Origin of the sequence: Thermomonas flagellata (genome assembly GCF_022419185.1) — a bacterium.
In the GTDB taxonomy this organism is placed as follows: domain Bacteria; phylum Pseudomonadota; class Gammaproteobacteria; order Xanthomonadales; family Xanthomonadaceae; genus Thermomonas; species Thermomonas flagellata.
In genome coordinates this window covers 59,625-81,174 of the sequence record NZ_JAJOZK010000003.1, presented here as the reverse complement: position 1 = coordinate 81,174, position 21,550 = coordinate 59,625, and the positions used below count along the sequence as shown (strand labels likewise).

21 protein-coding genes are annotated in these 21,550 nt (G+C 72.0%); 7 read left to right on the top strand and 14 right to left on the bottom strand.

Going from position 1 to position 21,550, the window contains the following annotated elements; genetic code table 11:
- Positions 1-6 precede the first annotated feature (6 nt).
- The 3 genes from rnr (at position 7) to ML340_RS03900 (ending at position 3,685) form a co-directional block, all read left to right on the top strand.
- A complete protein-coding gene (gene rnr, locus ML340_RS03910; RefSeq protein ID WP_425608276.1) occupies positions 7-2,469 on the top strand; it encodes a ribonuclease R in 2,463 nt (820 codons plus the stop codon).
- 180 nt (positions 2,470-2,649) lie between these two features.
- Positions 2,650-3,396 carry a 23S rRNA (guanosine(2251)-2'-O)-methyltransferase RlmB gene (gene rlmB, locus ML340_RS03905; RefSeq protein ID WP_240096853.1) on the top strand — a complete coding sequence of 249 codons (747 nt, stop codon included), beginning with the start codon at positions 2,650-2,652 and terminating at the stop codon, positions 3,394-3,396.
- Between the two features lie 19 nt (positions 3,397-3,415).
- Positions 3,416-3,685, top strand: coding sequence for a CBU_0592 family membrane protein (locus tag ML340_RS03900; RefSeq protein ID WP_240096851.1), 270 nt, complete (start codon positions 3,416-3,418; stop codon positions 3,683-3,685).
- A gap of 7 nt (positions 3,686-3,692) precedes the next feature.
- On the opposite strand, the gene rnt is transcribed toward ML340_RS03900, so the two are convergent.
- The 9 genes from rnt to pstS all read right to left on the bottom strand — a co-directional run bounded on the left by rnt (position 3,693) and on the right by pstS (position 11,003).
- Entirely contained in the window at positions 3,693-4,370 is a 678-nt protein-coding gene (gene rnt / locus ML340_RS03895) for a ribonuclease T (protein WP_240096849.1), read from the bottom strand.
- A gap of 9 nt (positions 4,371-4,379) precedes the next feature.
- Positions 4,380-5,126 (bottom strand): HvfC family RiPP maturation protein, encoded by a 747-nt coding sequence (locus ML340_RS03890; protein WP_240096847.1) that lies wholly within the window; start codon positions 5,124-5,126, stop codon positions 4,380-4,382.
- On the bottom strand, positions 5,123-5,947 hold the full coding sequence (locus tag ML340_RS03885; RefSeq protein WP_240096845.1) for an HvfB family MNIO-type RiPP peptide maturase: 825 nt from the start codon (positions 5,945-5,947) through the stop codon (positions 5,123-5,125). Before ML340_RS03885 ends, ML340_RS03890 begins: the two co-directional genes overlap by 4 nt.
- A 6-nt stretch (positions 5,948-5,953) precedes the next feature.
- A complete protein-coding gene (locus ML340_RS03880; protein ID WP_240096843.1) occupies positions 5,954-6,421 on the bottom strand; it encodes an EF-hand domain-containing protein in 468 nt (155 codons plus the stop codon).
- A 69-nt stretch (positions 6,422-6,490) separates the two neighbouring features.
- Positions 6,491-7,192, bottom strand: a complete 702-nt coding sequence (gene phoU / locus ML340_RS03875; RefSeq protein ID WP_240096841.1) for a phosphate signaling complex protein PhoU — start codon at positions 7,190-7,192, stop codon at positions 6,491-6,493.
- Positions 7,192-8,007 carry a phosphate ABC transporter ATP-binding protein PstB gene (gene pstB / locus ML340_RS03870; protein WP_240097206.1) on the bottom strand — a complete coding sequence of 272 codons (816 nt, stop codon included), beginning with the start codon at positions 8,005-8,007 and terminating at the stop codon, positions 7,192-7,194. The genes phoU and pstB overlap by 1 nt, the downstream gene beginning before the upstream one ends.
- A gap of 29 nt (positions 8,008-8,036) precedes the next feature.
- Positions 8,037-8,888, bottom strand: a complete 852-nt coding sequence (pstA, locus tag ML340_RS03865; RefSeq protein WP_240096839.1) for a phosphate ABC transporter permease PstA — start codon at positions 8,886-8,888, stop codon at positions 8,037-8,039.
- Entirely contained in the window at positions 8,888-9,862 is a 975-nt protein-coding gene (gene pstC / locus ML340_RS03860) for a phosphate ABC transporter permease subunit PstC (protein WP_240096837.1), read from the bottom strand. The genes pstA and pstC overlap by 1 nt, the downstream gene beginning before the upstream one ends.
- Positions 9,863-9,917: 55 nt before the next feature.
- On the bottom strand, positions 9,918-11,003 hold the full coding sequence (pstS, locus tag ML340_RS03855; RefSeq protein WP_240096835.1) for a phosphate ABC transporter substrate-binding protein PstS: 1,086 nt from the start codon (positions 11,001-11,003) through the stop codon (positions 9,918-9,920).
- A gap of 287 nt (positions 11,004-11,290) precedes the next feature.
- On the opposite strand from pstS, the gene ML340_RS03850 reads away from it, so the two are divergent.
- Complete coding sequence (locus ML340_RS03850) at positions 11,291-12,526, top strand: porin (protein ID WP_240096834.1); 1,236 nt, start codon at positions 11,291-11,293, stop codon at positions 12,524-12,526.
- Between the two features lie 91 nt (positions 12,527-12,617).
- Here ML340_RS03850 and ML340_RS03845 read toward each other — a convergent pair whose 3' ends face one another.
- Together ML340_RS03845 and ML340_RS03840 are read right to left on the bottom strand one after the other, a co-directional pair.
- On the bottom strand, positions 12,618-15,245 hold the full coding sequence (locus ML340_RS03845) for a TonB-dependent receptor domain-containing protein (protein ID WP_240096832.1): 2,628 nt from the start codon (positions 15,243-15,245) through the stop codon (positions 12,618-12,620).
- Between the two features lie 110 nt (positions 15,246-15,355).
- A complete protein-coding gene (locus ML340_RS03840) occupies positions 15,356-16,813 on the bottom strand; it encodes a hypothetical protein (protein ID WP_240096830.1) in 1,458 nt (485 codons plus the stop codon).
- A 186-nt stretch (positions 16,814-16,999) separates the two neighbouring features.
- Here ML340_RS03840 and ML340_RS03835 point away from each other — a divergent pair, with 186 nt between their 5' ends.
- Complete coding sequence (locus ML340_RS03835) at positions 17,000-17,860, top strand: 2OG-Fe(II) oxygenase (RefSeq protein ID WP_240096828.1); 861 nt, start codon at positions 17,000-17,002, stop codon at positions 17,858-17,860.
- A gap of 186 nt (positions 17,861-18,046) precedes the next feature.
- Complete coding sequence (locus ML340_RS11970) at positions 18,047-18,742, top strand: TonB family protein (protein ID WP_338064407.1); 696 nt, start codon at positions 18,047-18,049, stop codon at positions 18,740-18,742.
- A gap of 8 nt (positions 18,743-18,750) precedes the next feature.
- On the opposite strand, the gene nth is transcribed toward ML340_RS11970, so the two are convergent.
- The 3 genes from nth to ML340_RS03815 are packed head-to-tail and all read right to left on the bottom strand — an operon-like array spanning position 18,751 to position 20,602.
- A complete protein-coding gene (nth, locus tag ML340_RS03825; RefSeq protein ID WP_240096826.1) occupies positions 18,751-19,458 on the bottom strand; it encodes an endonuclease III in 708 nt (235 codons plus the stop codon).
- Positions 19,455-19,808: a hypothetical protein gene (locus tag ML340_RS03820; protein WP_240096824.1), complete on the bottom strand. Its 354-nt coding sequence runs from the start codon at positions 19,806-19,808 to the stop codon at positions 19,455-19,457. The genes nth and ML340_RS03820 overlap by 4 nt, the downstream gene beginning before the upstream one ends.
- 14 nt (positions 19,809-19,822) lie before the next feature.
- Positions 19,823-20,602: an enoyl-CoA hydratase/isomerase family protein gene (locus ML340_RS03815; protein ID WP_240096822.1), complete on the bottom strand. Its 780-nt coding sequence runs from the start codon at positions 20,600-20,602 to the stop codon at positions 19,823-19,825.
- Between the two features lie 218 nt (positions 20,603-20,820).
- Between ML340_RS03815 and ML340_RS03810 the strand changes: the two genes are divergently transcribed.
- Positions 20,821-21,543, top strand: coding sequence for an FKBP-type peptidyl-prolyl cis-trans isomerase N-terminal domain-containing protein (locus ML340_RS03810; RefSeq protein WP_240096820.1), 723 nt, complete (start codon positions 20,821-20,823; stop codon positions 21,541-21,543).
- Positions 21,544-21,550: the final 7 nt, after the last annotated feature.

The window sequence follows — 21,550 nt, the reverse complement described above, 5'->3', positions numbered from 1 at the left end:
CCGGGGATGCGCACGCGGCCTGCACCGGCGGGCGCGTACCATCGGCGGATGCGCAAACCTCCGACCAAGCGCGGCCCCGGCCGCGGCACGACGCCCGCCGGCCCGCCCGGCGCCCCTTCCTCCGCTTCCGGCAAGCCGCGCGCGCCGTCGCGCAAGGGTGCGGGCCGCCCGCCGTGGCTGCCGGAGCCCGCGCCGGCCGCGCCCCCCGGGCGCACGGCGTCGGCGTCGGCGCCGGCCGCCGACCCGCAGGCGCGGCGCGAAGCCGAGCGCTATGCCAACCCGATCGCCAGCCGCGAGCTGATCCTGCAGACGCTGGCCGCCAGCGACGGACCGCTCGACGAGCGCGCGCTGGCGCAGGCGCTCGGGCTGCAGGCGCCCGAGCGCTTCGAGGCGCTGCAGAAGCGGCTGGCGGCGATGCTGCGCGACGGCCAGCTGCTGCAGAACCGCCGCGGCGGCTACGTGCCGGCGCAGGGCGCGGACCTGATCGCCGGCACCGTGATCGCCAACCCGGACGGCTTCGGCTTCCTGCGCCCGGAGCAGGGCGGCGACGACCTGTTCCTGCCGCCGCTGGAGATGCGCAAGGTCAGCCACGGCGACCGCGTGCTGGTGAGCCTGATCGGGCTGGACCACCGCGGCCGCGGCGAGGCCAGCATCGTCGAGGTGCTGGAGCGCCGCCTGACCCGGCTGCTCGGGCGCTATGCCGAGGAGCTGGGCATCGGCTACGTGGTGCCGGACGACAAGCGCATCCTGCGCAACCTGATGATCCCGCAGGACGCGCGCAACGGCGCCCGCCCGGGGCAGTTGGTGGTGGCCGAGATCACCACCCCGCAGGAGGCCTACCGCCCGCCGATCGGGCGGGTGCTGGCGGTGCTGGGCGACAAGCTCACCGCCTCGCAGGCAGTGGAGGCGGCGATCCACGGCCACGACCTCCCGCACGAATTCCCGCCAGAGGTGCTGGCGCAGGCCACCGCGGTGCCGCTCGCGGTGCAGCCTGAGGAGATCGCCGGGCGGGTGGACCTGCGCGCGCTGCCGCTGGTGACGATCGACGGCGAGGACGCCAAGGACTTCGACGATGCGGTCTGGTGCGAGCCGACCCGCGACGGCTTCCGCCTGGTCGTCGCCATCGCGGATGTCTCGCACTACGTGCGCCCCAGCACGCCGCTGGACGCGGAGGCGCAGAAGCGCGCGACCTCGGTGTACTTCCCCGGGTTCGTGGTGCCGATGCTGCCGGAGACCTTGAGCAACGGCATCTGCTCGCTCAACCCACAAGTGGACCGGCTGTGCTTCGTGTGCGACATGCAGGTCGGGCGCGACGGCCTGGTGCACGCCTCGCGCTTCTACGAGGCGGTGATGCACTCGCACGCGCGGCTGACCTATACCGACGTGTGGAACGCGGTGGGCGAGGGCATCCCCGAGGACGACCGCGCCGCGGCGCTGGCCAAGATCGGCCCGCTGCTGCCGCAGGTGCGCCATCTGCACCGGCTGTTCAAGGTGCTGGAGAAGGCGCGCGCGCGGCGCGGCGCGATCGACTTCGAGACCGGCGAAGTGCGCTTCGTGCTGGATGCGCAGGGCGCGGTGGCACAGGCCGGGATGCTGCCGCGCAACGATGCCCACAAGCTGATCGAGGAATGCATGATCGCGGCCAACGTGGAGGCCGCGAAGTTCCTGCTGGCCTGCGGCGTGCCGGCGCCGTTCCGCAACCACGACAAGCCGCCGGAGTCCAAGTACGCCGACCTCGAGGAGTTCCTCAAGGAGTTCCAGCTGCGCCTGCCACCGTGGAGCAAGGTGCGGCCGAAGGACTTCCGCCACCTGCTGGAGAAGGTGCGCGAGCGCCCGGACGCGGCGCTGCTGGAATCGGTGATCCTGCGCAGCCAGTCGCTGGCGGTGTATGCGCCGGAGAACATCGGCCACTTCGGGCTGGCGCTGGAGGCCTACGCCCACTTCACCTCGCCGATCCGGCGCTACCCGGATCTGTTGGTGCACCGTGCGATCAAGCATGCGCTGGCCGGCGGCCGGCCGGAGGCCTACGCCTATTCCCCGCACGACATGGCCAGCCTCTCGCTGCAGTGCTCCGAACGCGCCCGCCGCGCCGACGAGGCCCAGCGCGAGGTGGACGAGCGCTACCGCGCAGCGTGGATGGAGGAGCACGTCGGCAAGCAGTTCGACGGCACCATCAGCGGCGTGACCAGCTTCGGGCTGTTCGTGGAGCTGGACGAGTCCAAGGTCAACGGGCTGATCCACGTGACCCAACTGCCGCGCGACTTCTACCACTTCGACGCAGTGCGCAAGACGCTCACCGGCGAGCGTCGCGGGCGGGTGTTCCGGCTCGGCGACCGCGTCCGCATCGTGGTGCTCAAGGCCAGCGTGGAGGAGCGCAAGATCGACTTCCGCCTGGCCGAGGACGACGCCGGCCTGCCGCCGGCGCCGGCGCGCGGCCAGCCGGCCCGGCGGCAGAAGCAGACGTACTGAGGGTCGGATGCCGCGCGACGCGGGCAGCCCCGGTGCGGCGCGATGGCCGGGCGGCCCGCGGAGGGCCGGCCATGGATGGCCGGTGGCCGCGCCTCCAGCAGGCTGTGCGCAGAGGCGCAGGCGCAGGCCGCCTGGCCGTGGAGAGGCAACGCGATGCCCCCGGCGAGGCACAATGCGCGCATGAGCAAGCAAGCCCAATGGATCGTCGGCCTCAACGCGGTGGCCTCCGCGCTGGAGCACGACGCCGAACACGTGCGCGAGGTGCTGCTGGAAGCCGGCGGCAAGAACCCGCGCCTCCTCGAGATCGAACAGCAGGCGCGGCGCAAGGACATCGCCGTGCGCCGGGTCGCCGGACAGGCGCTGGACGGCGTGGCCGGCGGGCTGCGCCACCAGGGCGCGGCCGCGCGCTATGCGGCTGCAAAGACCCGGGACGAACACGAACTGCCGGGCCTGGTCGAAGCCGCCGCAGGCAAGGCGCTGCTGCTGGTGCTGGACGGCGTGCAGGACCCGCACAACCTCGGCGCCTGCCTGCGCAGCGCGGCGGCGGCGGGCGCGACCGCGGTGGTGATCCCCAAGGACAAGGCGGTGCAGGTCAACGCCACCGTGCGCAAGACCTCGGCCGGCGCCGCCGACCGGCTGCCGGTGTTCCGCGTCACCAACCTTGCGCGCACGCTGCGCGAGCTGCAGCAGGCCGGGGTGTGGATCTACGGGCTGGACGGCGACGCGCAGGCCTCGCTGTACGCGCAGGACCTGACCGGCAACGTGGCGCTGGTGTTGGGCAGCGAGGGCGAAGGCCTGCGCCGGCTGACCCGCGAGAACTGCGACGGGCTGGTGAAGGTGCCGATGCCCGGCGGCTTCGAGAGCCTGAACGTCTCGGTCGCGGCCGGGGTGGCGCTGTTCGAGGCCGTGCGCCAGCGGCTGGCGTGAGCGGGGCAAGGAGACGCGGATGAACCTGCATTGGTACGACTGGGTGGGGCTGGCCGGCACGGTGTTGATCGTGCTGTCGTATTTCCTGCTGCAGGCCGGGCGCCTGCACGGCAACCGCCTGCCCTACCAGCTGATGAACCTGCTGGGCGCGGCCGGGGTGCTGGCCTCGCTGTGGGGCAGCTTCAACATCTCGGTGTTCCTGCTGGAGCTGACCTGGGTCGCGATCAGCCTGTACGGCATCGCGCGTTCGCTCGGTGGCGGTCGGCGCGCGGGCGACGGCACGCTCTGAGCCACCCTCAGGCCGGGCCGGCGTCGGCGTCCTGCGCGCAGGCGGCCGGCGAGGCGGGCCAGGCGTTGGCGACCGCGCAGAACAGGCGCGCGGTCTGCAGCGCGTCGTACACCGCCGAATGCGCCTCCTGCGGATCCCAGCCGAGCCCGGCTGCGATCGCCGCGCGCGCCAGCACGGTCTGCCCGTAGGCGATCCCGGCCAGGGTCACGGTGTCGAACACGCTGAAGGGATGGAACGGGTTGCGCTTGTGCTGCACCCGCGCCACCGCCGCGTTCAGGAAGCCGAGGTCGAAATGCGCGTTGTGGCCGACCAGGATCGCGCGCTGGCAGCCGTATTTCTTCACCGCCGCACGCACCGGCACGAACACCGCGTCCAGCCCGGTGCGCTCGTCCACCTCGCCGCGCAGCGGATGGCCGACCTTGATCCCGGTGACCTCCAGCGACTTGGGGTCGATGCTGGTGCCCGGCGCCGGGGCGATGTGCGCGTGCGCGACCTCGCCCGGCACGAAGCGGCCGGCGGCGTCCAACTCGATCGGCACCGCCGCGATCTCCAGCAGCGCATGGCGGCCGCAGTCGAAGCCGCCGGTCTCCACGTCCACCACCACCGGCAGGTAGCCGCGGAAGCGCTGCGCCATCGGCAGCGGCGGGGCGGGCGCGGCGGGCGCCAGGGCAAGGTCGGCGGGCATGCGCACAGGTTACGCGATGCGGGTGCCGGGCAGGACGCCCTCGCCCTGCAGGCGCGCCAGCAGTGGGCGTGCCTGTGCCTCCAGCATGGCTTCCGACTGCGCGGTCTCCGCCGCGAGCCGGCGCAGCAGGTCGCGCCCGCGTTCGCCCGGGCAGGCGTCCACCAGTTCCAGCAGGCGGTACAGCAGCGGCGAGATCTGCGCGAAGCGCACCTCGCCCTCGGGCGTGCGCCGCAGCAGCAGGCAGGTCGGCTCCGGCGGCGGATCCGCCGGGGGAGTCCACTCCGGGCCGATCCGGTGCACCGGCCAGCGGTAGGCCAGCGGCCAGGCCAGCGGCGACAGCACCGGTATGCCCTCCAGCAGATCGCCGTCGGGGTCGTGCGGCGGCACTGCGGCATCCGACTGCTGCAGGCCGGCCTCGGCCCACTCGTAGTGGGCCAGCTCGCCCAGCCACGGGCGGGCCGGGTCGGCATGCTCGCCGCCGAGGAAGGCCACGAATTCCAGCGCCAGCTGCGGGAACAGCGGGGTCTGGCTGCGGTGGCGGCGCAGGAACTCGCGCACCAGTGCCGGCCAGGCCGGCTCGCCCAGGGTCGCGCGCAGCACCGGGAAGCCGCTGCCCAGCAGCCCCGCCAGGTTGTGGAACACCAGGTCGCGGTAGACCGCCAGCCGGCGCGCCGGCACGCCCTCCGGCGCGGGCGCGGCGGCAGGGTCGCGCAGGTGCGCGGCGAACGCGTGCAGCTGGCGTTCCAGCGTGCTCATGCCGCCGCCTGCAGGGTGCGGATGTGCGCCACTTCCGCCAGTAGCGCCGGCAGCGGCGGCAGCCCGAAGTCGCGCTCGAGCACGGTCGGGCGCACGCCGTGGCGCGCGTACGCATGCGCCAGCAGCGCCCAGGCCTCCGCGCCGACCGCGCTGCCGTGGGTGTCGATCCGCAGCCCGTCCGGCTCCACGTGGTGGCCGGCGACGTGGTAGGCGGCGATGCGCGCGCCCGGCATGGCATCGATGAAGGCGCGCGCGTCGTAGCCGTGGTTGGCGGCATTCACGCACACGTTGTTCACGTCCAGCAGCAGGTCGCAGTCGGCCTCGGCCAGCACCGCGTTGATGAAGCCGGCCTCGTCCAGCACCTGCCACGGCGCGGCGTAGTAGCTCACGTTCTCCACCGCGATCCGCCGCCCGAGGCGGTCCTGCGCCTGGCGGATGCGCGCGGCGACGTGGGCCACCGCCTCCTCGGTGAACGGCAGCGGCAGCAGGTCGTACAGCTGGCCGCCGGCGGCGCAGTAGCTCAGGTGCTCGCTGTACAGCGCGACCCGGTGGCGTTCGAGGAAACCGCGGGTCTGATCCAGGAAATCCAGGTCCAGCGGGTCCGGCCCGCCCAGCGACAGCGACAGGCCGTGGCAGGCCAGCGGGTGGCGCTCCGCCAGCTCGGCCAGCGCGGCGCCGGCGCGCCCGCCGACGCCGATCCAGTTGTCGGGCGCGCACTCGAGGAAGTCGAACGCGCCGGCGGGCGCCGCGAGCAAGCCGTCCAGCAGCGCGCGCCGCAGGCCGAGGCCGGCGCTACGCGCGGGCAGGGCAGGACCGGGCATGGCGGCTCACATGCTGCCGCACTTGCCCTCGCCGCACTTGCCTTCCCCGCACTTGCCTTCGCCGGCCTTGCCGCCGGTGGCCGGCTTCTGCATGGCCGCGTGGTGGGCGTCCATCTCGGCTTGGCTGATGAAGCCGTCGCCATCGGTGTCGATCTTGGCGAACATCGCCGCGCGATCGGGGTGCGCGGCGGTGAACTCGGCGCGCGAGACGCGGCCGTCCTTGTCGGTGTCCATCTTGGCCATGCCGCAGCCGCCTTCGTGGTTGGCCTTGGCGGCCGCCATCTTGCCGGCGCCGCACTTGCCCTCGCCGCCGCACTTGCCTTCGCTAGCCTTGCCGCTGCCGGGCTTGGCGGCGTCCTGCATGTAGCCGTGGGCGAGCGCGTCCATGCTGAACAGGCTGCCGCCGGCAAGCGCGCCGGTAGCGAGGACGGCGCCGATCGCGGCGGCCAGCGGGGGACGGGGGATGCGGGACATGGCGGGCTCCGGATGCGTGGATGCGAACCCGATCCTAGCGCCGGCGGCGGGCGCCGGCCAGCCCGCGGTTCAGACCACGGTGGTGCTGCTGTCGTCGCGCTTGTCGCGCGGCGGCATTAGCTCCTCGCCGTGGACCAGGAACCAGACGTTCTCGGCGATGTTGGTGGCATGGTCGCCGATCCGCTCCAGGTTCTTGGCCATGAACAGCAGGTGGGTGCAGGGCGTGATCGCGCGCGGGTCCTCCATCATGTAGGTCAGAAGCTCGCGGAACAGCCCGGTGTAGAGGGTGTCCAGCTCGGCGTCGCGCTCGCGCACGCGCAGCGCGGCCTGGCCGTCGCGCGCGACGTAGGCGGCCATGACCTCGCGCACCTGGCGCGCGGCGAGGCGGCCGAGCGCGTCCAGCCCGCGGGTGTGCGGCAGCGGCGGCGACAGGTTCAGCGCCATCGAGCGCTTGGCGATGTTGGCGGCGTAGTCGCCGATCCGCTCGATGTCGGAGGCGACCCGCAGCGCAGCCAGGATGATGCGCAGGTCGGTTGCCAGCGGGCCGCGCCGGATCAGGCGGATCACGTCGGCGTTGACCTGCTGCTCGAGCGCGTCGATCGCCTCGTCGTTGCCGATGATGCGCTCGGCGGCCTTGTCGTCGCGGCGTTCGACCACATCGAGCGCGGCCTCCAGCTGGGCGACCGCCATCTCGCCCATGCGCACCAGCTCCGCCAGCAGCGCGGCCTGCTCCTCGTCGTAGCTGCGCACGATGTGGGCATGCTCGTTCATCAGCCGAACCTCCCGGTGATGTAGTCCTCGGTCTGCTGCTTGCTCGGGTTGGAGAACAGCTGCTCGGTCGGCCCGAACTCGACCAGGTCGCCCAGGTACATGAAGGCGGTGTAGTCGGAGACGCGCGCGGCCTGCTGCATGTTGTGGGTCACGATCATGATCGTGTACTCGTGCTTGAGCTCCTCCACCAGCTGCTCGATGCGGCTGGTGGAGATCGGGTCGAGCGCCGAGGTCGGCTCGTCCAGCAGCAGTACCTCCGGGCGCAGCGCCACCGCGCGCGCGATGCATAGCCGCTGCTGCTGGCCGCCGGACAGTCCGAGCCCGCTCTCCTTGAGCTTGTCCTTGACCTCGTCCCACAGCGCGGCCTGGCGCAGCGCCAGCTCCACCCGCTCGTCCAGCGCGGCCTTGCCGAGGCGCTCGTGGTGGCGGATGCCGTAGGCGACGTTCTCGTAGATCGTCATCGGGAACGGCACCGGCTTCTGGAACACCATGCCGACCTTGCTGCGCAGGCGGTTGATCGGGTACTTGGGGTCGAGGATGTCCTCGCCGTCCAGCAGCACCCGGCCGGCCGCGCGCTGGCCGGGATAGAGCGCGTAGATGCGGTTGAAGATGCGCAGCAGGGTGGACTTGCCGCAGCCGGACGGGCCGATCAGCGCGGTCACCTTGCGCTCGGCGATGTCGAGGTCGATGTTGCGCACCGCGTGCGTCGCGCCGTACCAGAAGTTCAGCCCACGCGCGGCGAGCTTGGCCGGGGCCGCCTGCGGCAGCGCGGCGGCGCGCGCGTGGGCGGGGAGTTGGGTATACAGGTCGTTCATGGCGGGCGCCCGGGCGAGGTCGGTCATGGTCAGTCGTGGAGGATGCGGCTGCGGGCGACGATCACCCGCGCCAGGATGCTCACCAGCAGCACGAACAGGGTCAGCACGAACGCGCCGGCCCAGGCCAGCGCGTGCCAGCCGTCGAACGGGCTCATCGCGAACTGGAAGATCACCACCGGCACGTTCGCCATCGGCCCGAGCAGGTCGCTCGACCAGTACTGGTTGTTGAGCGCGGTGAACAGCAGCGGCGCGGTCTCGCCGGTGATGCGCGCCAGCGCCAGCAGGATGCCGGTGATGACGCCCGGCAGGGCGCTGCGATACAGCACCTGCACCACCACCTTCCACTGCGGGATGCCGAGCGACAGCGCGGCCTCGCGCATCTGCGCCGGCACCAGCCGCAGCATCTCGTCGGTGGTGCGCACCACCACCGGCAGCACGATGAAGCCAAGCGCGATCGCGCCGGCCAGCGCCGAGAAGTGGCCCATCTGCGCCACCACCAGGGTATAGACGAACAGGCCGAGCACGATCGAGGGCGCCGACAGCAGGATGTCGTTGATGAAGCGCACCGACTCCCCGAGCCAGCCGCGCGCGTATTCCGCGAGATAGGTGCCGGCGAGGATCCCGATCGGCGCGCCCAGCAGCACGCCCAGCACGCTCATCACCAGGCTGCCGTAGAAGGCGTTGAGCAGTCCGCCGCCCTCCGCGCCCGGCGGCGGGGTCATCTGGGTGAACAGGGCCGGGGTCATCGCGCCGATGCCCTTGCTCAGCGTGGTCCACACGATCCACACCAGCCAGAACAGGCCGAACAGGGCGGCCAGCACGGCCAGCCCCTGCGCGATCAGGTTCTTGGCCTGGCGCCAGGCGTGCAGGCGGGCGTCCATCAGTTGCCCTCGCGCTTGTTGAGGTGGCGCAGCATCAGGCGCGCCGCGGCCAGCACCACGAAGGTGACCACGAACAGCACGAACCCGAGCGCGATCAGCGCCGAGCGGTACAGCGCGGTGTCTGCCTCAGTGAACTCGTTGGCGATGGTGGCGGCGATCGAGTTGCCCGGCTCCAGCAGCGAGAAGGTCAGCCGGTGCGCATTGCCGAGCACGAAGGTGACCGCCATGGTCTCGCCGAGTGCGCGCCCGAGGCCGAGGAAGATGCCGCCGATCACCGCCGAGCGGGTGTAGGGCAGCACGATGTCCCAGATCACCTCCCAGCGGGTCGAACCCAGCGCGTAGGCGGATTCCTTCAGGCGCGCCGGCACGGTCAGGAACACCTCGCGCATGACCGAGGAGATGAACGGGATCACCATCACCGCCAGCACCAGGCCGGCGGTGCCCATGCCCAGCCCGAGCGGCGGCCCGCGGAACAGGGCGCCGATGCCCGGCAGTGCGCCCAGGTGCGCGTCCACCCACGGGTACACGTGCTCGGCCAGCAGCGGCACCAGCACGAACAGGCCCCACATGCCGTAGATGATCGAGGGGATGCCGGCCAGCAGCTCGATCGCGGCGCCGACCGGGGCGCGCAGCCACTTCGGCGCGACCTCGGTCAGGAAGAAGGCGATGCCGAAGCTGACCGGCACCGCGATCAGCATCGCGATCACCGCGGTGACGACGGTGCCGTAGATCGGCACCAGCGCGCCGAACTGGCCCTGCACCGCGTCCCAGTCCTGGCCCCACAGGAAGCCGAGGCCGAAGCGGGCGAACGCCTCGCGTCCGCCCCACAGCATCGACAGCGCGACCGCCAGCAGCGACACCAGCACGAACAGGCCGGCGGCGGTCACCAACCGGCGGAAGCGGCGGTCGGCGTGCTGGTCGCGGATCTCCCGCCGCAGGGCGTCGCCGGCGGCGGTGGCAGGGGTCGCGGTCATGGGCGGGTCATGCGCTCGGGGGCGTCCCCCGCGGCCGGGCGGCCGCGGGCGCGGCTCAGGCCTTGATCTGCTCGGCCCAGTAGGCCTCGACCTGCTTGACCAGCGCATCCGGCAGCGGTACGTAGTGCAGCGCGTCCGCCTGCGGCTTGCCGTTCTCCAGCGCCCACTTGAAGAAGTCCAGCGCCTCGCGGCTGCGCGCCGGATCCTTCGGCTGGCGGTGCATCAGCACGAACACGGTCGCCGCCAGCGGCCAGGCGTCCGTGCCCGGCGCGTTGGTGATCACCAGGCTGAAGTCCTTGGCGGTGCTCCAGTCGGCGCTGGCGGCAGCGGCCTTGAACGTGTCGATGGTCGGCTGCACCCAGTTGCCGGCGGCATTCTGCATCGCCGTCCAGCTCATCTTGTTCTCGGTGGCATACGCCAGCTCGACGTAGCCGATCGAGCCCTTCATCTGCTTGACGTAGGCGGCCACGCCCTCGTTGCCCTTGCCGCCGACGCCGGTCGGCCACTTCACCGAGGTGCCCTCGCCGACCGCGGCCTTCCACGCCGGGCTGACCTTGGACAGGTAGTTGACGAAGTTGAAGGTGGTGCCGGAGCCGTCGGAGCGGTGCACCACGTTGATCTTCTGCGCCGGCAGCTTGAGCCCCGGGTTGAGCGCGGCGATCGCCGGGTCGTTCCACTGGGTGATCTTGCCGAGGAAGATGTCGGCGATGAGCGGGCCGGTCAGGCGCAGCTTGCCGGCCTCGATGCCGTCCAGGTTCACCACCGGCACCACCCCGCCGATGGTGACCGGGAACTGCGCCAGCCCGTCCTTGGCCAGTTCCTCCGGCGGCAGCGGCTTGTCGGAGGCGCCGAAGTCGACCGTGCCGGCCTTGATCTGGGCGATGCCGCCGCCGGAGCCGATCGACTGGTAGTTGATCTTGTGCCCGGACGCCTTGTTGTAGTCGTCCGACCACTTGGAGATCAGCGGATACACGAAGGTCGAGCCGGCGCCGGTGATCTCGGCCATGGTCTTGGCCGCGCCCGCGGCCGGCGCGGCGGCATCGGCGCTCGCGCCGGGGGCGGCGGGCTGTTGCTTGCAGGCGGCCAGGCCCAGGGCCAGGCACAGGGCGAGGGCGGCGGAGCGGGGCAGCATGGCGTTCATGGGCGGATCGCGGATGGGGAATCCCGCCATGAAATGATGTTTTTGTGACAAGCCGATGACGCCCGCGCGCGGGCCGGGTGACACCCGCCCGGCGTTGGGTGCAGGGGCGGCGAACGAGGGCGGCCTGATGGAGCGCCGTTCGTCGGCGCGCGGCGGGGTGCGCCGGGGGCTGTCACGCGATTGACACGAAACCGGAACACGCTTGCCAAATTTCGGTCATGGGGCGGCCGCCGGGCGCGGCTGGACTGGCCGCCGACACAGCGACGGGAGGCCTTCGGATGCGGTGCATGGGCAGGGTGGCGGTACTGGCGGCAGCCCTCGGTAGTGGCATGGGACTGGCCGCGCCGGTCGCGGCGCAGGAGGCGGCGCAGGCGGCGCCGGGGCAGGACCCGCGCGATGCGGAGATCGCCGAACTGCGCCGTCAATTGGCTCAACTGGCGGCGCGGATCGAGGCGCTGGAGCGCGCGCGCAGCGCGACGCCGGCCGCCGCACCGGCACCCGTCCCGGCACCGGCCGCGCAGGTGGCCGCCGCAGCGCCGGTCCCGGCGCCCACGGCGACGGTGGCGCCCCCCGCGACCCGCCTGAGCGGGCGCATGTACTACAACCTGAGCCAGGTCGACGAGCGCCTCGCTGGCGTGAAGACCAACCGCAGCGGGATCGGGTTCGACGTGCGCCGGTTCTACCTCGGGGTCGACCACCGGATCGACGCGACCTGGGCGCTCAACCTCACCACCGACTTCCAGTATTCCTCGGCGATCGGCTCGACCCAGGTGTTCGTCAAGAAGGCCTATGTGGAAGGCCGGTTCGGGCCCGGCCTGACCGTGCGCGCGGGCTCCGCCGACATGCCCTGGGTGCCGTTCGCGGAGACCTGGAACGGCTACCGCTGGATCGAGCCGAGCCTGGTCGACCGCTTGCGCTTCGGCACCTCGGCCGACTGGGGCCTGCACGCCAGCGGGCGCTGGGACGCGGCGGGCCTCGACTACGCGGCGGCGCTGGTGGGCGGCGGCGGCTTCCGCAACCCGACTCGCTCCAAGCGCCTGGACGTGGAGACGCGGCTGGCCTATGCGCCGAGTGCGCACACCGTGCTCGCGCTCGGCGGCTATTCCGGCACGCTCGGGCTGGACGCGCAGCAGCGCCCGGCGCTGCACACCGCGACCCGTTGGACCGCGCTGCTGGCCTATGCCGACGGCCCGAACCGGCTGGGGGCCGAATACTTCCTCGCGCGCAACTGGAACGACGTGGTGCTGCCGCGGCGCGACGAGGCCAGCGGCTATTCGCTGTGGGGCAGCGTCGGCATCGGCGCGCACGGGATGGCCCTGTTCGCGCGCTACGACCGCGCCGACCTCAGCCGGCTGCAGGATCCGGCGCTGCGCCAGACCTACTACAACCTCGGCGTGGAATGGCCGCTGGCGCCCGGGATCCGGCTCGCCACCGTGCTCAAGCACCTCGACCAGCGCGGCACCCACGGCGACCTCGACCAGCAGGGCCGCGAACTCGGGGTGTGGGGGGAATTCCGCTTCTGAGTCGGCAGGGCCGCGGTCTGCGCGACCGCGGCCCTGCTCCCCGCCGCCGGGAGCCGCCGCCTGCCCGGGGCAGGGCGGCGGGCCGGCCGGCTCAGAACTCCAGCGACAGGCTAGCGCTGTAGCTGGTGCCGCGGGTGTAGCGGTAGATGTCCACCGTCTGCCCGTTGCCCTGCTGGTATTCGCGGTGCTTGGTGCCGAGCAGGTTGCGCGCGGCGAACGCGGCGGTGAGCTTCTGCCCGCCCAGGCGGATGCCCTTGCGCAGGACGAAGTCGAGGTTGGTGCCGGGCTTTTCCATGTAGTCCGGTTGGCCGGGGCGGCCGCGGGCGAGGATGCGCGGGCTGACGTAGTTGGCGATCAGGGTCGCCTGCAGGTCGCCGTCGGTGTCCTCGATCCCCAGCTGCAGGTTGGCGATATGGTCGGACTGCCCCTGCAGGCGGCTGCCGTCGCGCACGAACAGCAGCGCCGGCACCGGTTCGGCGTAGCCGAACGGCTGCACAGTGTCGCCCTCGCGCGCGGACACCCGCGACTTCGACCAGGTGTAGTTGGCCGCCGCATACAGCCGGCTGCCGTCCAGCCAGGCCAGCCCGGCCGGCAGCGGGAAGTACTTCTTGGCGTCCAGCTCGAGGCCGTGGATGCGCGCGCGCGGGGCGTTGAAGAAGCTCTGGAACACCACTGCGCCGGATTCGTTCACGGTCGCCTCGATCGGGCGGTCCAGGTGCTTGTAGAACACGCCGGCGGTGAGGTATTCGCCGGCCTCGAAGTAGCGCTCCCAGCGCAGGTCGAAGTTGCGCAGCTTGCTGTCCACCAGGTTCGGGTTGCCGTAGTACAGGCGGTCGTTGTCCGGGTCGGTGTACTGGATCGGCGAGAGCTCGCGGAACTGCGGGCGGGCGATGGTCTTGGACGCGCCGAAGCGCAGCTGCTGGTTGTCGGCCAGGTTCCAGGTCACGGTCAGCGCCGGCAGCAGGTACTTGTTCCGAAGCGGCGCGGGCGCGTCGGTGACCGCGCCGGTGAAGATGTCGTACGGGCGCACCCGCTGCTTGCCGTCCTCGTAGCGTACCCCGAGGCTGCCGCGCAGGTTGTCGGCGATGGTGCCCTCCAGCTGCAGGTAGCCGGCGGCGACCTTCAGCTCGCCGTCGTACGCGGCCGCACCGGAGGCACCGGTGTCCTCCACCAGGGACAGCAGGTTCTGGCTGAGGTTGTAGTCGCTCAGCAGGTAGTCGATGCGCTGGTAGCGGTTGTAGAACGGCAGCGCACCGTCCAGCGCGAGGAAGCGGAACTGGCGGGTCCAGGCATTGCGCTGGTTGTCGGAATAGTCCAGGCCGCCGCTCACGGTCAGGCTGCGCTCGGTCGGCAGGTGCCAGACCACGTCCACGCCGGCGCTGCGGGTCTGGTCGTCGACCTTGCTGAAGCGGATGTAGTTCTGCACCCGCGAGGCGTCGTGCGACCAGTAGCCGTCGATGTTCTCGTAGGCGATGCCGGTCTCGTACGGGGCGTCGCGGCGGGCCTTGGCCACCGCCGCGCGCCAGCTCACCTCGACGTCCTTGTACTGGCCGAAGCTGTGCTGGCCGTTGAGCTGCACGTTGGTCAGCTGGCGCTCGACCCAGTCGGTCACGTCCTCGCGCTTCACGAAGCCGGCCAGGTCGTTGTAGCCCCAGCTGCTGCGCGCGGTCTTGACCGTGTCGTGCACGTACAGCGCGGTCAGCCCGACCCGGTGGCGTGCGCTCTCCACGCCGAAGCCGAGCATCGCGTTCACCCGCGCGGTGTTCTTGGTCGCGGCGAAGTCGTAGTCGTAGTTGTACTCGACGGTGTCGTTGGTGAAGAACGCATCGCGCTGGATGCCGTAGCGGGTGCGCCACTGGTTGCTGAAGTTGGCGACCGCGATCCCGCCCATGCGCACCCCGTCGGCGATCTCGCGCGAGAACCCGCCGCTGCCGCCGAACTCCACGTCCGGGTCGATGCTGTCCTTCTGCTGCAGCAGGTACAGGTTGGGGTTGTTGATGCTGCGCCCGATGGTGCGGATCTCGGCCTGGGTGAAGTTGGCGCCGCGCACGATCCGGTGGCCGGTGGCGATCGCGGCCTTCAGCTCCGGCGACATCTTGCGGCTGCCGTCGTCGTAGCCCCAGAAGTCCCAGTCGCCGCCATAGTAGGTCAGGCCCTTGTGGAAGGTGGTCGCGCTGTTGCCGCCGGTGCCGGCGCTGAGCTTGAGGAAGTCCTCCTTCGGCACGGTCAGGCCCTGCAGGTCGATCACGCCGCCGCCGAACTCGCCCGGATAGCGCACCGAGTAGGTCTTCTGCACGGTGATCCCGGCCAGCACCTCGCTCGGGAACAGGTCCAGCGGCACCACCCGCTGCAGCGGCTCCGGGCTCGGCAGCTGCGAGCCGTTGAACAGCGCCGAGGAATAGCGCTCGCCGAGGCCGCGCACGTACACGAACTTGTCGCCGACCAGGCTCAGGCCGCTGACCCGGGTCAGGGCCTGCGCCGCGTCGCTGTCGCCGGTGCGGGTGAGGTCGGCCTGGCTCACCACCGCGATCACCTCGGGGCTCTGCAGCAGCGGTTCGGGGATATAGTCGGCGCGCACCACCACCGAGTCGAGGGTCTTCGGCGCGTCCTGGCCGGCCTTCTGCGCGTCCTGCGCGGCGTCCTGCGCGAGCGCGGCGGACGGGGCGAGCAGGGCGGCGATGGCCAGGAACAGCCCGGTGCGGGTAAGGGTGTGCTTCATGGGGGCAGCCTTGGTCGTCGGAGGGCGCGCGGAGGGGCAGCGGACGTGGCGCGGCACGGCAGTGCGACGGGCCGGCGCGCCGGCGCGCGGCCGGCCCGTTGCGATCCGGATCAGCGGCAGGCGGTGTCGGCGGTCAGGCCGCAGGTCCAGCCCTGCCACCAGGTGTCGCTGCTGTTGCGCACCGCGCCGATGTAGCTGACGCTCTGGAAGAACGGCGAGACGCCGGTGGTGCCGCTGAACGCCGGCACTGCGTTCTCGTTGGCGCCGTTGACGAAGGTGTTGGTCAGGGTCGAGGCGCCCACGCTGTTGTTGGTGCCGGCCTTGAAGTCGGTCTCGGCGCGGGTGTCGAGGAAAGCCTTGGCGCCGGAGAAGTAGACCGACTGGAAGGTGCCCTTGGTGTCGGTGTCCTGGATCGCCAGCAGTTCCTTGCTGCCGGTCGGGCGCGAGACCACGCTGTTGATGATGGTGGCCTGGGTGCCCTGGTTCAGCATGATGCCGGCGCCGCCGTTCTCGCGCAGCACGAGGGTGAAGTTGGACACCTTCGGGGTCGAGTACGGGGTGCGCCGGATCGCGCTCCACTCGAAGCCGCGGTCGCCGCCGCCCGCGCGCTGGATCACGATGCCGAACTGCGCCGCGCCGGACCAGCCGGTGTCGGTGTCGAGGCTGTCGTCGTCGTTGCCGGTCAGCACCACGTAGCGCAGGTTGACGCTGCCGCCGAAGATCTCGATGCCGTCGTCGGAGCTGTTGTGGACCTGGATGTGGTCGACCGTGGTTGCGCTGCCGACGCCGCCGAAGCTGATGCCGTTGAGCTCGTTGTCCGGCGAGACCTGGAAGCCGGAGTACATGACCCGCACGTAGCGCAGGCGGCCGCTGTTGTCGCCCGGCGCGTTGCCGCCGTAGAACACGTTGCTGATGCCCTCGATCGCGGCCTGGCATTCCGGGGTGCCGGACACGGTCGAGCCGGGGCAGGCGCTGATCGGGGCGCGGCCGAGGATCACCAGGCCACCCCACTGGCCCATCGAGTCGATGTTGGTCTGGCCCTCGACGCTGGCGCGCGAGGTGAAGATGATCGGGTCAGTGCTGCTGCCCTCGGCGTAGATCTGCGAGCCGCGGTTGATCACCAGCGAGTCGGCGCCGGCCGAGCCGAACAGCTTGACGCCCGGCTCGATGGTCAGGATGCCCGCCTGGCGGCCGGCGATCGGCTTGGTGGCGTCGCCGCCGAGATCCTCGCCGACGTTGACCTGGCCGTTGATCACGTAGATGGTGCCGGCCAGCTTGCGCAGCACCAGGTTGCCGGTGATCAGGTTCGGCAGCTGGCAGGCGCGCAGGGTGCCGTTGGCGACGGTGCCGACGTTGGCCAGGCCCGTCGGGCAGTCGGCCGCCGGGCCGCCGGTCGGCGGCGGAGTGGTCGGCGGGGGCGTGGTCGGCGGCGGGGTGGTCGGCGGCGCCGGCGGGAACGCGCCCTCGCCGGGCGAGACGACCTTGTCGGCGCCGTTGCCGCAGCCTGCCAGCGCGAGGGCGGCGCCGAAGGCCATCAAGAGGGTCTTGGTGTGCTTGCTGACAGACATGGGGCTCGATCTCCGGTCGAAGACGGTGGCGATGCGGGAGGGGCGCGGGCGTGCGCGAGTGGGCGCGGCGGGCGTGCACGCCAGCCATGAATGAGTCTTTAACGGCGATGTTTCATCGCGGTGTCATGCGTATTGCGGAAATTCGTCTGGCTGTCACATCGTCGCTTTCGCCTGCAGGGAGCCCTCATGTCCGCGCCCGTGATCCCGCCGCTGTCGCCCGAGTTGGAACGCTGGGTAGTGGCGCGCGCCATGGCGGGCGCCGACCCGGGTGAGGTGATCGAACGCCTGCGCGCGGAGGGCTGGGAGGAGGAAGCTGCGGTCGCTGCGGTCACCGCCGCGGTCGAGGCGCACGTGGCGCGCGAATCGCAGGCGCGCGGCCTGCCGCCGCCGCTGAAGGTGCCGGTGCTGGCCGAGCCCAACGGCGCCAGCGTGCTCGATGCCGGCGACCGCCAGGTCCGGGTGCTGGCCAGCCTGCAGCTGCCACGGGTGGTGGTGCTCGGCGGGCTGCTGTCGGACGCCGAGTGCGATGCCTTGATCGCGCTGGCACGGCCGCGCCTGGCGCGCTCGACCACGGTCGAGCCGGAGACCGGTGGCGACATGGTCCACCCGGACCGCACCAGCGAGGGCATGGGCTTCGCGCGCGGCGAGAATGCCCTGTGCGCGCGGATCGAGGCGCGCATCGCGCGCCTGCTAGATTGGCCGCTCGACCACGGTGAAGGCCTGCAGGTGCTGCGCTACGGGGTGGGCGCGCAGTACCGCCCGCACCACGACTACTTCGATCCGGCCATGCCCGGCAGCGAGGTGCTGCTGCGCCGCGGCGGGCAGCGCGTCGCGACTGTGGTGATGTACCTCAACACCCCCGAGCGCGGCGGCGCCACCGCCTTCCCCGATGCCCACTTCGAGGCCGCCGCGGTCAAGGGCAACGCGGTGTTCTTCAGCTACGACCGCCCGCATCCGATGACCCGCACCCTGCACGCCGGCTGCCCGGTGCGCGCCGGCGAGAAGTGGATCGTGACCAAGTGGCTGCGCGAGGGCGTGCACCACTGAGGGCTGCCGCGGCTTCTGAGGGATGCCGCGGTTTCCCGCGCCGGCTGCCAGGGTTTTGCCGTTGGTCTACCAAAACCGACCGCTGGTCGGCCCGAGGCCCGTTTGTCATACGCCTGTCACCCATGTCACCGGCGGATGCCGTGTCATCGTCCCGTCATCCTGGTGTGCTAGGCGCGGAGGTGGGGCGTGAACGGCAAGACGGTACGGATCGCAGTGCTGGCGGCGGCGTGCGGCCTGCTGTCGGGATGGGCGCAGGCCACGCAGCCGGCCGCCGCGCAGGTGCATACCTATCGGGTGGAACTCGATGCCGGCGGCGGCCTGCGCGCGCTCCAGCCCCTGTCCGGGCAGGACCGCGCGGAGACGGACCGCATCGCGCAGGAACTGCGCCACTGGCTGTTCGAACCGGCGCGCGAGGACGGCCGCCCGGTCGCCAGCGAGTCCTACGTGCGGGTGCTGGCGCGGCCCGGCGCGGCGGGCGCGCCCCCGCAGATCCTGCAGGCGACCGCCGGCCCGGCGCCGGCGCACCTGACCCTGCCCGAGCTGCCGGCGGACGTGCGCCGCCAGGGCAAGCGCGGGGTGGTGGTGCTGCGCCTGCAGACCGATGCCGAGGGCCGGGTCGCGGACGTGGCGGTGGACCAGGTGCAGGGCGATGTCACCCGCGCGATGGCGCGGGCCGCGCTCGCCGCGGCGCAGCAGTGGCGCTTTTTGCCGGAGCGGGTGGCCGGGCGCGCGGTCGCCGGGGAGGTGCTGCTGCCGGTCTGCTTCCAGGCCAGCCAGGCGCGCGAGGACTGCCAGTGGACCGGGCCGAATGCGCGCGCCTACGGCAGCGACACCGTGCTCGCGCTGGATCCGCAGGTGCGGCTGCGGATCGCCGGCCGCTGAGGCCGCGCTCAGGCGGGCGGCAGCGGGATCGGGCCGGCGGGTGCGGCCTTGTGCGGCCAGCGGCAGAGGTCGTGGATCGGGCAGTGCAGGCAGTCCGGCTTGCGCGCCTTGCAGACGTAGCGGCCGTGCAGGATCAGCCAGTGGTGGGCGTCGCGCGCGAATTCCGCCGGCACCAGCCTCACCAGTTTGTCCTCGACCGTGCGCACGTCCTTGCCCGGGGCGAGCCCGGTGCGGTTGGCGACCCGGAAGATGTGGGTGTCCACCGCGATGGTGGGCTCGCCGAACGCAGTGTTGAGCACCACGTTGGCGGTCTTGCGGCCGACGCCGGGGAGGGCCTCGAGCGCCTCGCGGGTGCGCGGCACCTCGCCGCCATGGCGTTCCAGCAGTTGCCTGCACAGGGCGATGAGGTTGGCCGCCTTGGCGTTGTACAGGCCGATCGTGTTGATGTAGCCCTTGAGCTTTTCCTCGCCCAGCGCCAGCAGCGCCTGCGGGGTATTGGCGACCGGGAACAGGCGGCGGGTGGCCTTGTTGACGCCGACGTCGGTGGCCTGCGCCGACAGCACCACCGCCACCAGCAGCTCGAACGGGGTGGTGTACTCCAGCTCGGTGGTGGGATGCGGGTTGGCCGCGCGCAGGCGGGCGAACAGCGCCTGGATCTCGTCGCGGGTGAGGCGGCTGCCGGGGGCCGGGCGTCGGCGGGTGGACGGACGGTTCATGGCCGGCGCTGGCGCGCCTTCTCCAGCGCGCGGGCGAGGGCCGCGGCCGCGGCGGGCGGCAGCGCGCCGGGGCTCGCCGGCGCGCGTCGGACAGCCTCGCGCTCGGCCTGCAGGCGCGCCAGCCGGGCCACTCGGGCGCGGTGGCGTGCGCGTGCGGCAAGCGCGCGCAGGCGTGCGTCGCGCGCCGCCTGCAGTCGCTCCCGGCAGGCGGGCGCGCAGCCGGCGCACGGGGCCGCTTCGAGCAAGCCCAGGCGCAGCGCGGCGTCGAGGTCGTCCACCGCCAGCGCGGCGAGGATCGCATGCGCCGGCGCACCCTCCGGCGCGCGGCATCCGCAATCGCGGCAGGCCATCGCCATCGCCGTGCTCAGGTGCCGTCGAAGACCGGCTTGCGCTTCTCCAGAAACGCGGACGTGCCTTCGCGCATGTCGCGGGTGGAGAACAGCAGCCCGAACTGCGCGGACTCGTATTCCAGCCCTTCCTCCAGCGCGCATTCGCCGCCGACGTTGACGCAGTCCAGCAGCCCGCGCAGCGCCAGCGGCGCGGCCGCGGCCAGCTGCCGGGCCACCTTCATCGTCTCCGCTTCCAGTTCGGCCGCGGGCACCACCCTGTTCACGATCCCCAGCTGCAGCGCGCGCTCGGCCGCGATCGGCGCGCCGGTCAGGCACAGCTCGAGGGTGGCGGCGCGTCCGCACAGGCGCAGCAGGCGCTGGCTACCGCCGAAGCCGGGGATCAGGCCGAGGTTGATCTCGGGCTGGCCGAGCTTGGCGGTATCCGCGGCGATCCGCAGGTGGCAGCTCATCGCCAATTCCAGCCCGCCGCCGAGGGCGAAGCCGTTGACCATCGCGATGACAGGCTTGGGCAGGGTCTCGATCCGGCGCATCATGCGGCTGCCGCGCAGCGAGAAGTCGCGGCCCTGCACCGGCGTCAGCGCGTGCATCTCGGCGATGTCGGCGCCGGCCACGAAGGCCTTGGGGCCGCTGCCGGTCAGCACCACCACCCGCACCGCGGGGTCCGCCGCGGCGGCGGCGAAGGCCGCGTCGAGGGCGTCGATCACGGCGGCGTTGAGGGCGTTGAGCTTGTCCGGGCGGTGGATGCGGATCAGGCGGACGCCGCCGGCGTCCTCGGTCTGCAGCAGGTCGGTCATGGGGTCGGCAGTCGGCAGGTGGGCGGGAACTTTCCGCCGCGGGGCCTGTCCCAGCATGGCCTCAGTGGCGATTAAGCCCCTCGGCGACTATCCTAGCGCGTCATGCCGGCAGGCCGGCAGGCGATCCATCGATGCCATCGGGGCGCAGGCCCTGGCGGTCCAGGGCGGCGCAGCCGCCCCTCATTTTGAGCAAAGCGAGGTAGTGGATGAAGTTTCGCGTGCTTGCGGTCGCCGCGGCGGCCCTGACCCTCACCGCCGGGATCGCGTCGGCGCAGACCAAGCCGGCCGCGGCGCCGGCCCCGAAGCAGGCCGCCCCGGCCGCGCCCGCTGCGGCCGCCCCGACCTATGACAAGGCGCATGCCGGCTATGCGTTCGGCTGGCAGCTGGGGCAGGAACTGGCCAATACCGAGGAGCCGGTGGACATCGCCGCGGTCGTGCGCGGGGTGCAGGACGCCTATGCCAAGAAGCAGCCGGCCTACACCGAGCAGCAGCTCGGGGCGGCCTACACCGCCTTCCAGCAGCGCGTGCAGCAGAAGATGGAGGCGGCGTTCCGCAAGGCGCTGGCCGACAACCAGGCGCAGTCGGCCGACTTCGTGGCCAAGTACAAGGCCCAGCAGGGCGTGGTGACCCTGCCGAGCGGGATCATGTACCGCGTGGCCAAGGCCGGCACCGGCCCGAAGGCGACCGCCAACAGCGAGGTGCAGATCGCGTTCCGCAGCTTCCTGGGCGCGGTCGGGGTGCCGCTCAGCGGCGTCCAGACCCCGCCGCCGTTCAAGGTGGCCGATGCGCCGATCCCGGCGTTGAAGGAAACCATCCCGCTGATGCAGCAGGGCGCGGTCTGGGAAGTCGTGATCCCGCCGGGCAAGGGCGTGGGCGCGCAGAACGAGCAGCTGAACCAGCAGGCGATCGCGCTGCAGGTCGAACTGGGCGCGGTCAAGTAAGGCCACG

Bases quoted from the DNA above. Each gene is read 5' to 3' on its own strand.
- rnr (WP_425608276.1), top strand. From the start codon at position 7: ATGCGCACGCGGCCTGCACCGGCGGGCGCGTACCATCGGCGGATGCGC.
- rlmB (WP_240096853.1), top strand. From the start codon at position 2,650: ATGAGCAAGCAAGCCCAATGGATCGTCGGCCTCAACGCGGTGGCCTCC.
- ML340_RS03900 (WP_240096851.1), top strand. From the start codon at position 3,416: ATGAACCTGCATTGGTACGACTGGGTGGGGCTGGCCGGCACGGTGTTG.
- rnt (WP_240096849.1), bottom strand. From the start codon at position 4,370: ATGCCCGCCGACCTTGCCCTGGCGCCCGCCGCGCCCGCCCCGCCGCTG.
- ML340_RS03890 (WP_240096847.1), bottom strand. From the start codon at position 5,126: ATGAGCACGCTGGAACGCCAGCTGCACGCGTTCGCCGCGCACCTGCGC.
- ML340_RS03885 (WP_240096845.1), bottom strand. From the start codon at position 5,947: ATGCCCGGTCCTGCCCTGCCCGCGCGTAGCGCCGGCCTCGGCCTGCGG.
- ML340_RS03880 (WP_240096843.1), bottom strand. From the start codon at position 6,421: ATGTCCCGCATCCCCCGTCCCCCGCTGGCCGCCGCGATCGGCGCCGTC.
- phoU (WP_240096841.1), bottom strand. From the start codon at position 7,192: ATGAACGAGCATGCCCACATCGTGCGCAGCTACGACGAGGAGCAGGCC.
- pstB (WP_240097206.1), bottom strand. From the start codon at position 8,007: ATGAACGACCTGTATACCCAACTCCCCGCCCACGCGCGCGCCGCCGCG.
- pstA (WP_240096839.1), bottom strand. From the start codon at position 8,888: ATGGACGCCCGCCTGCACGCCTGGCGCCAGGCCAAGAACCTGATCGCG.
- pstC (WP_240096837.1), bottom strand. From the start codon at position 9,862: ATGACCGCGACCCCTGCCACCGCCGCCGGCGACGCCCTGCGGCGGGAG.
- pstS (WP_240096835.1), bottom strand. From the start codon at position 11,003: ATGAACGCCATGCTGCCCCGCTCCGCCGCCCTCGCCCTGTGCCTGGCC.
- ML340_RS03850 (WP_240096834.1), top strand. From the start codon at position 11,291: ATGGGCAGGGTGGCGGTACTGGCGGCAGCCCTCGGTAGTGGCATGGGA.
- ML340_RS03845 (WP_240096832.1), bottom strand. From the start codon at position 15,245: ATGAAGCACACCCTTACCCGCACCGGGCTGTTCCTGGCCATCGCCGCC.
- ML340_RS03840 (WP_240096830.1), bottom strand. From the start codon at position 16,813: ATGTCTGTCAGCAAGCACACCAAGACCCTCTTGATGGCCTTCGGCGCC.
- ML340_RS03835 (WP_240096828.1), top strand. From the start codon at position 17,000: ATGTCCGCGCCCGTGATCCCGCCGCTGTCGCCCGAGTTGGAACGCTGG.
- nth (WP_240096826.1), bottom strand. From the start codon at position 19,458: ATGAACCGTCCGTCCACCCGCCGACGCCCGGCCCCCGGCAGCCGCCTC.
- ML340_RS03820 (WP_240096824.1), bottom strand. From the start codon at position 19,808: ATGGCCTGCCGCGATTGCGGATGCCGCGCGCCGGAGGGTGCGCCGGCG.
- ML340_RS03815 (WP_240096822.1), bottom strand. From the start codon at position 20,602: ATGACCGACCTGCTGCAGACCGAGGACGCCGGCGGCGTCCGCCTGATC.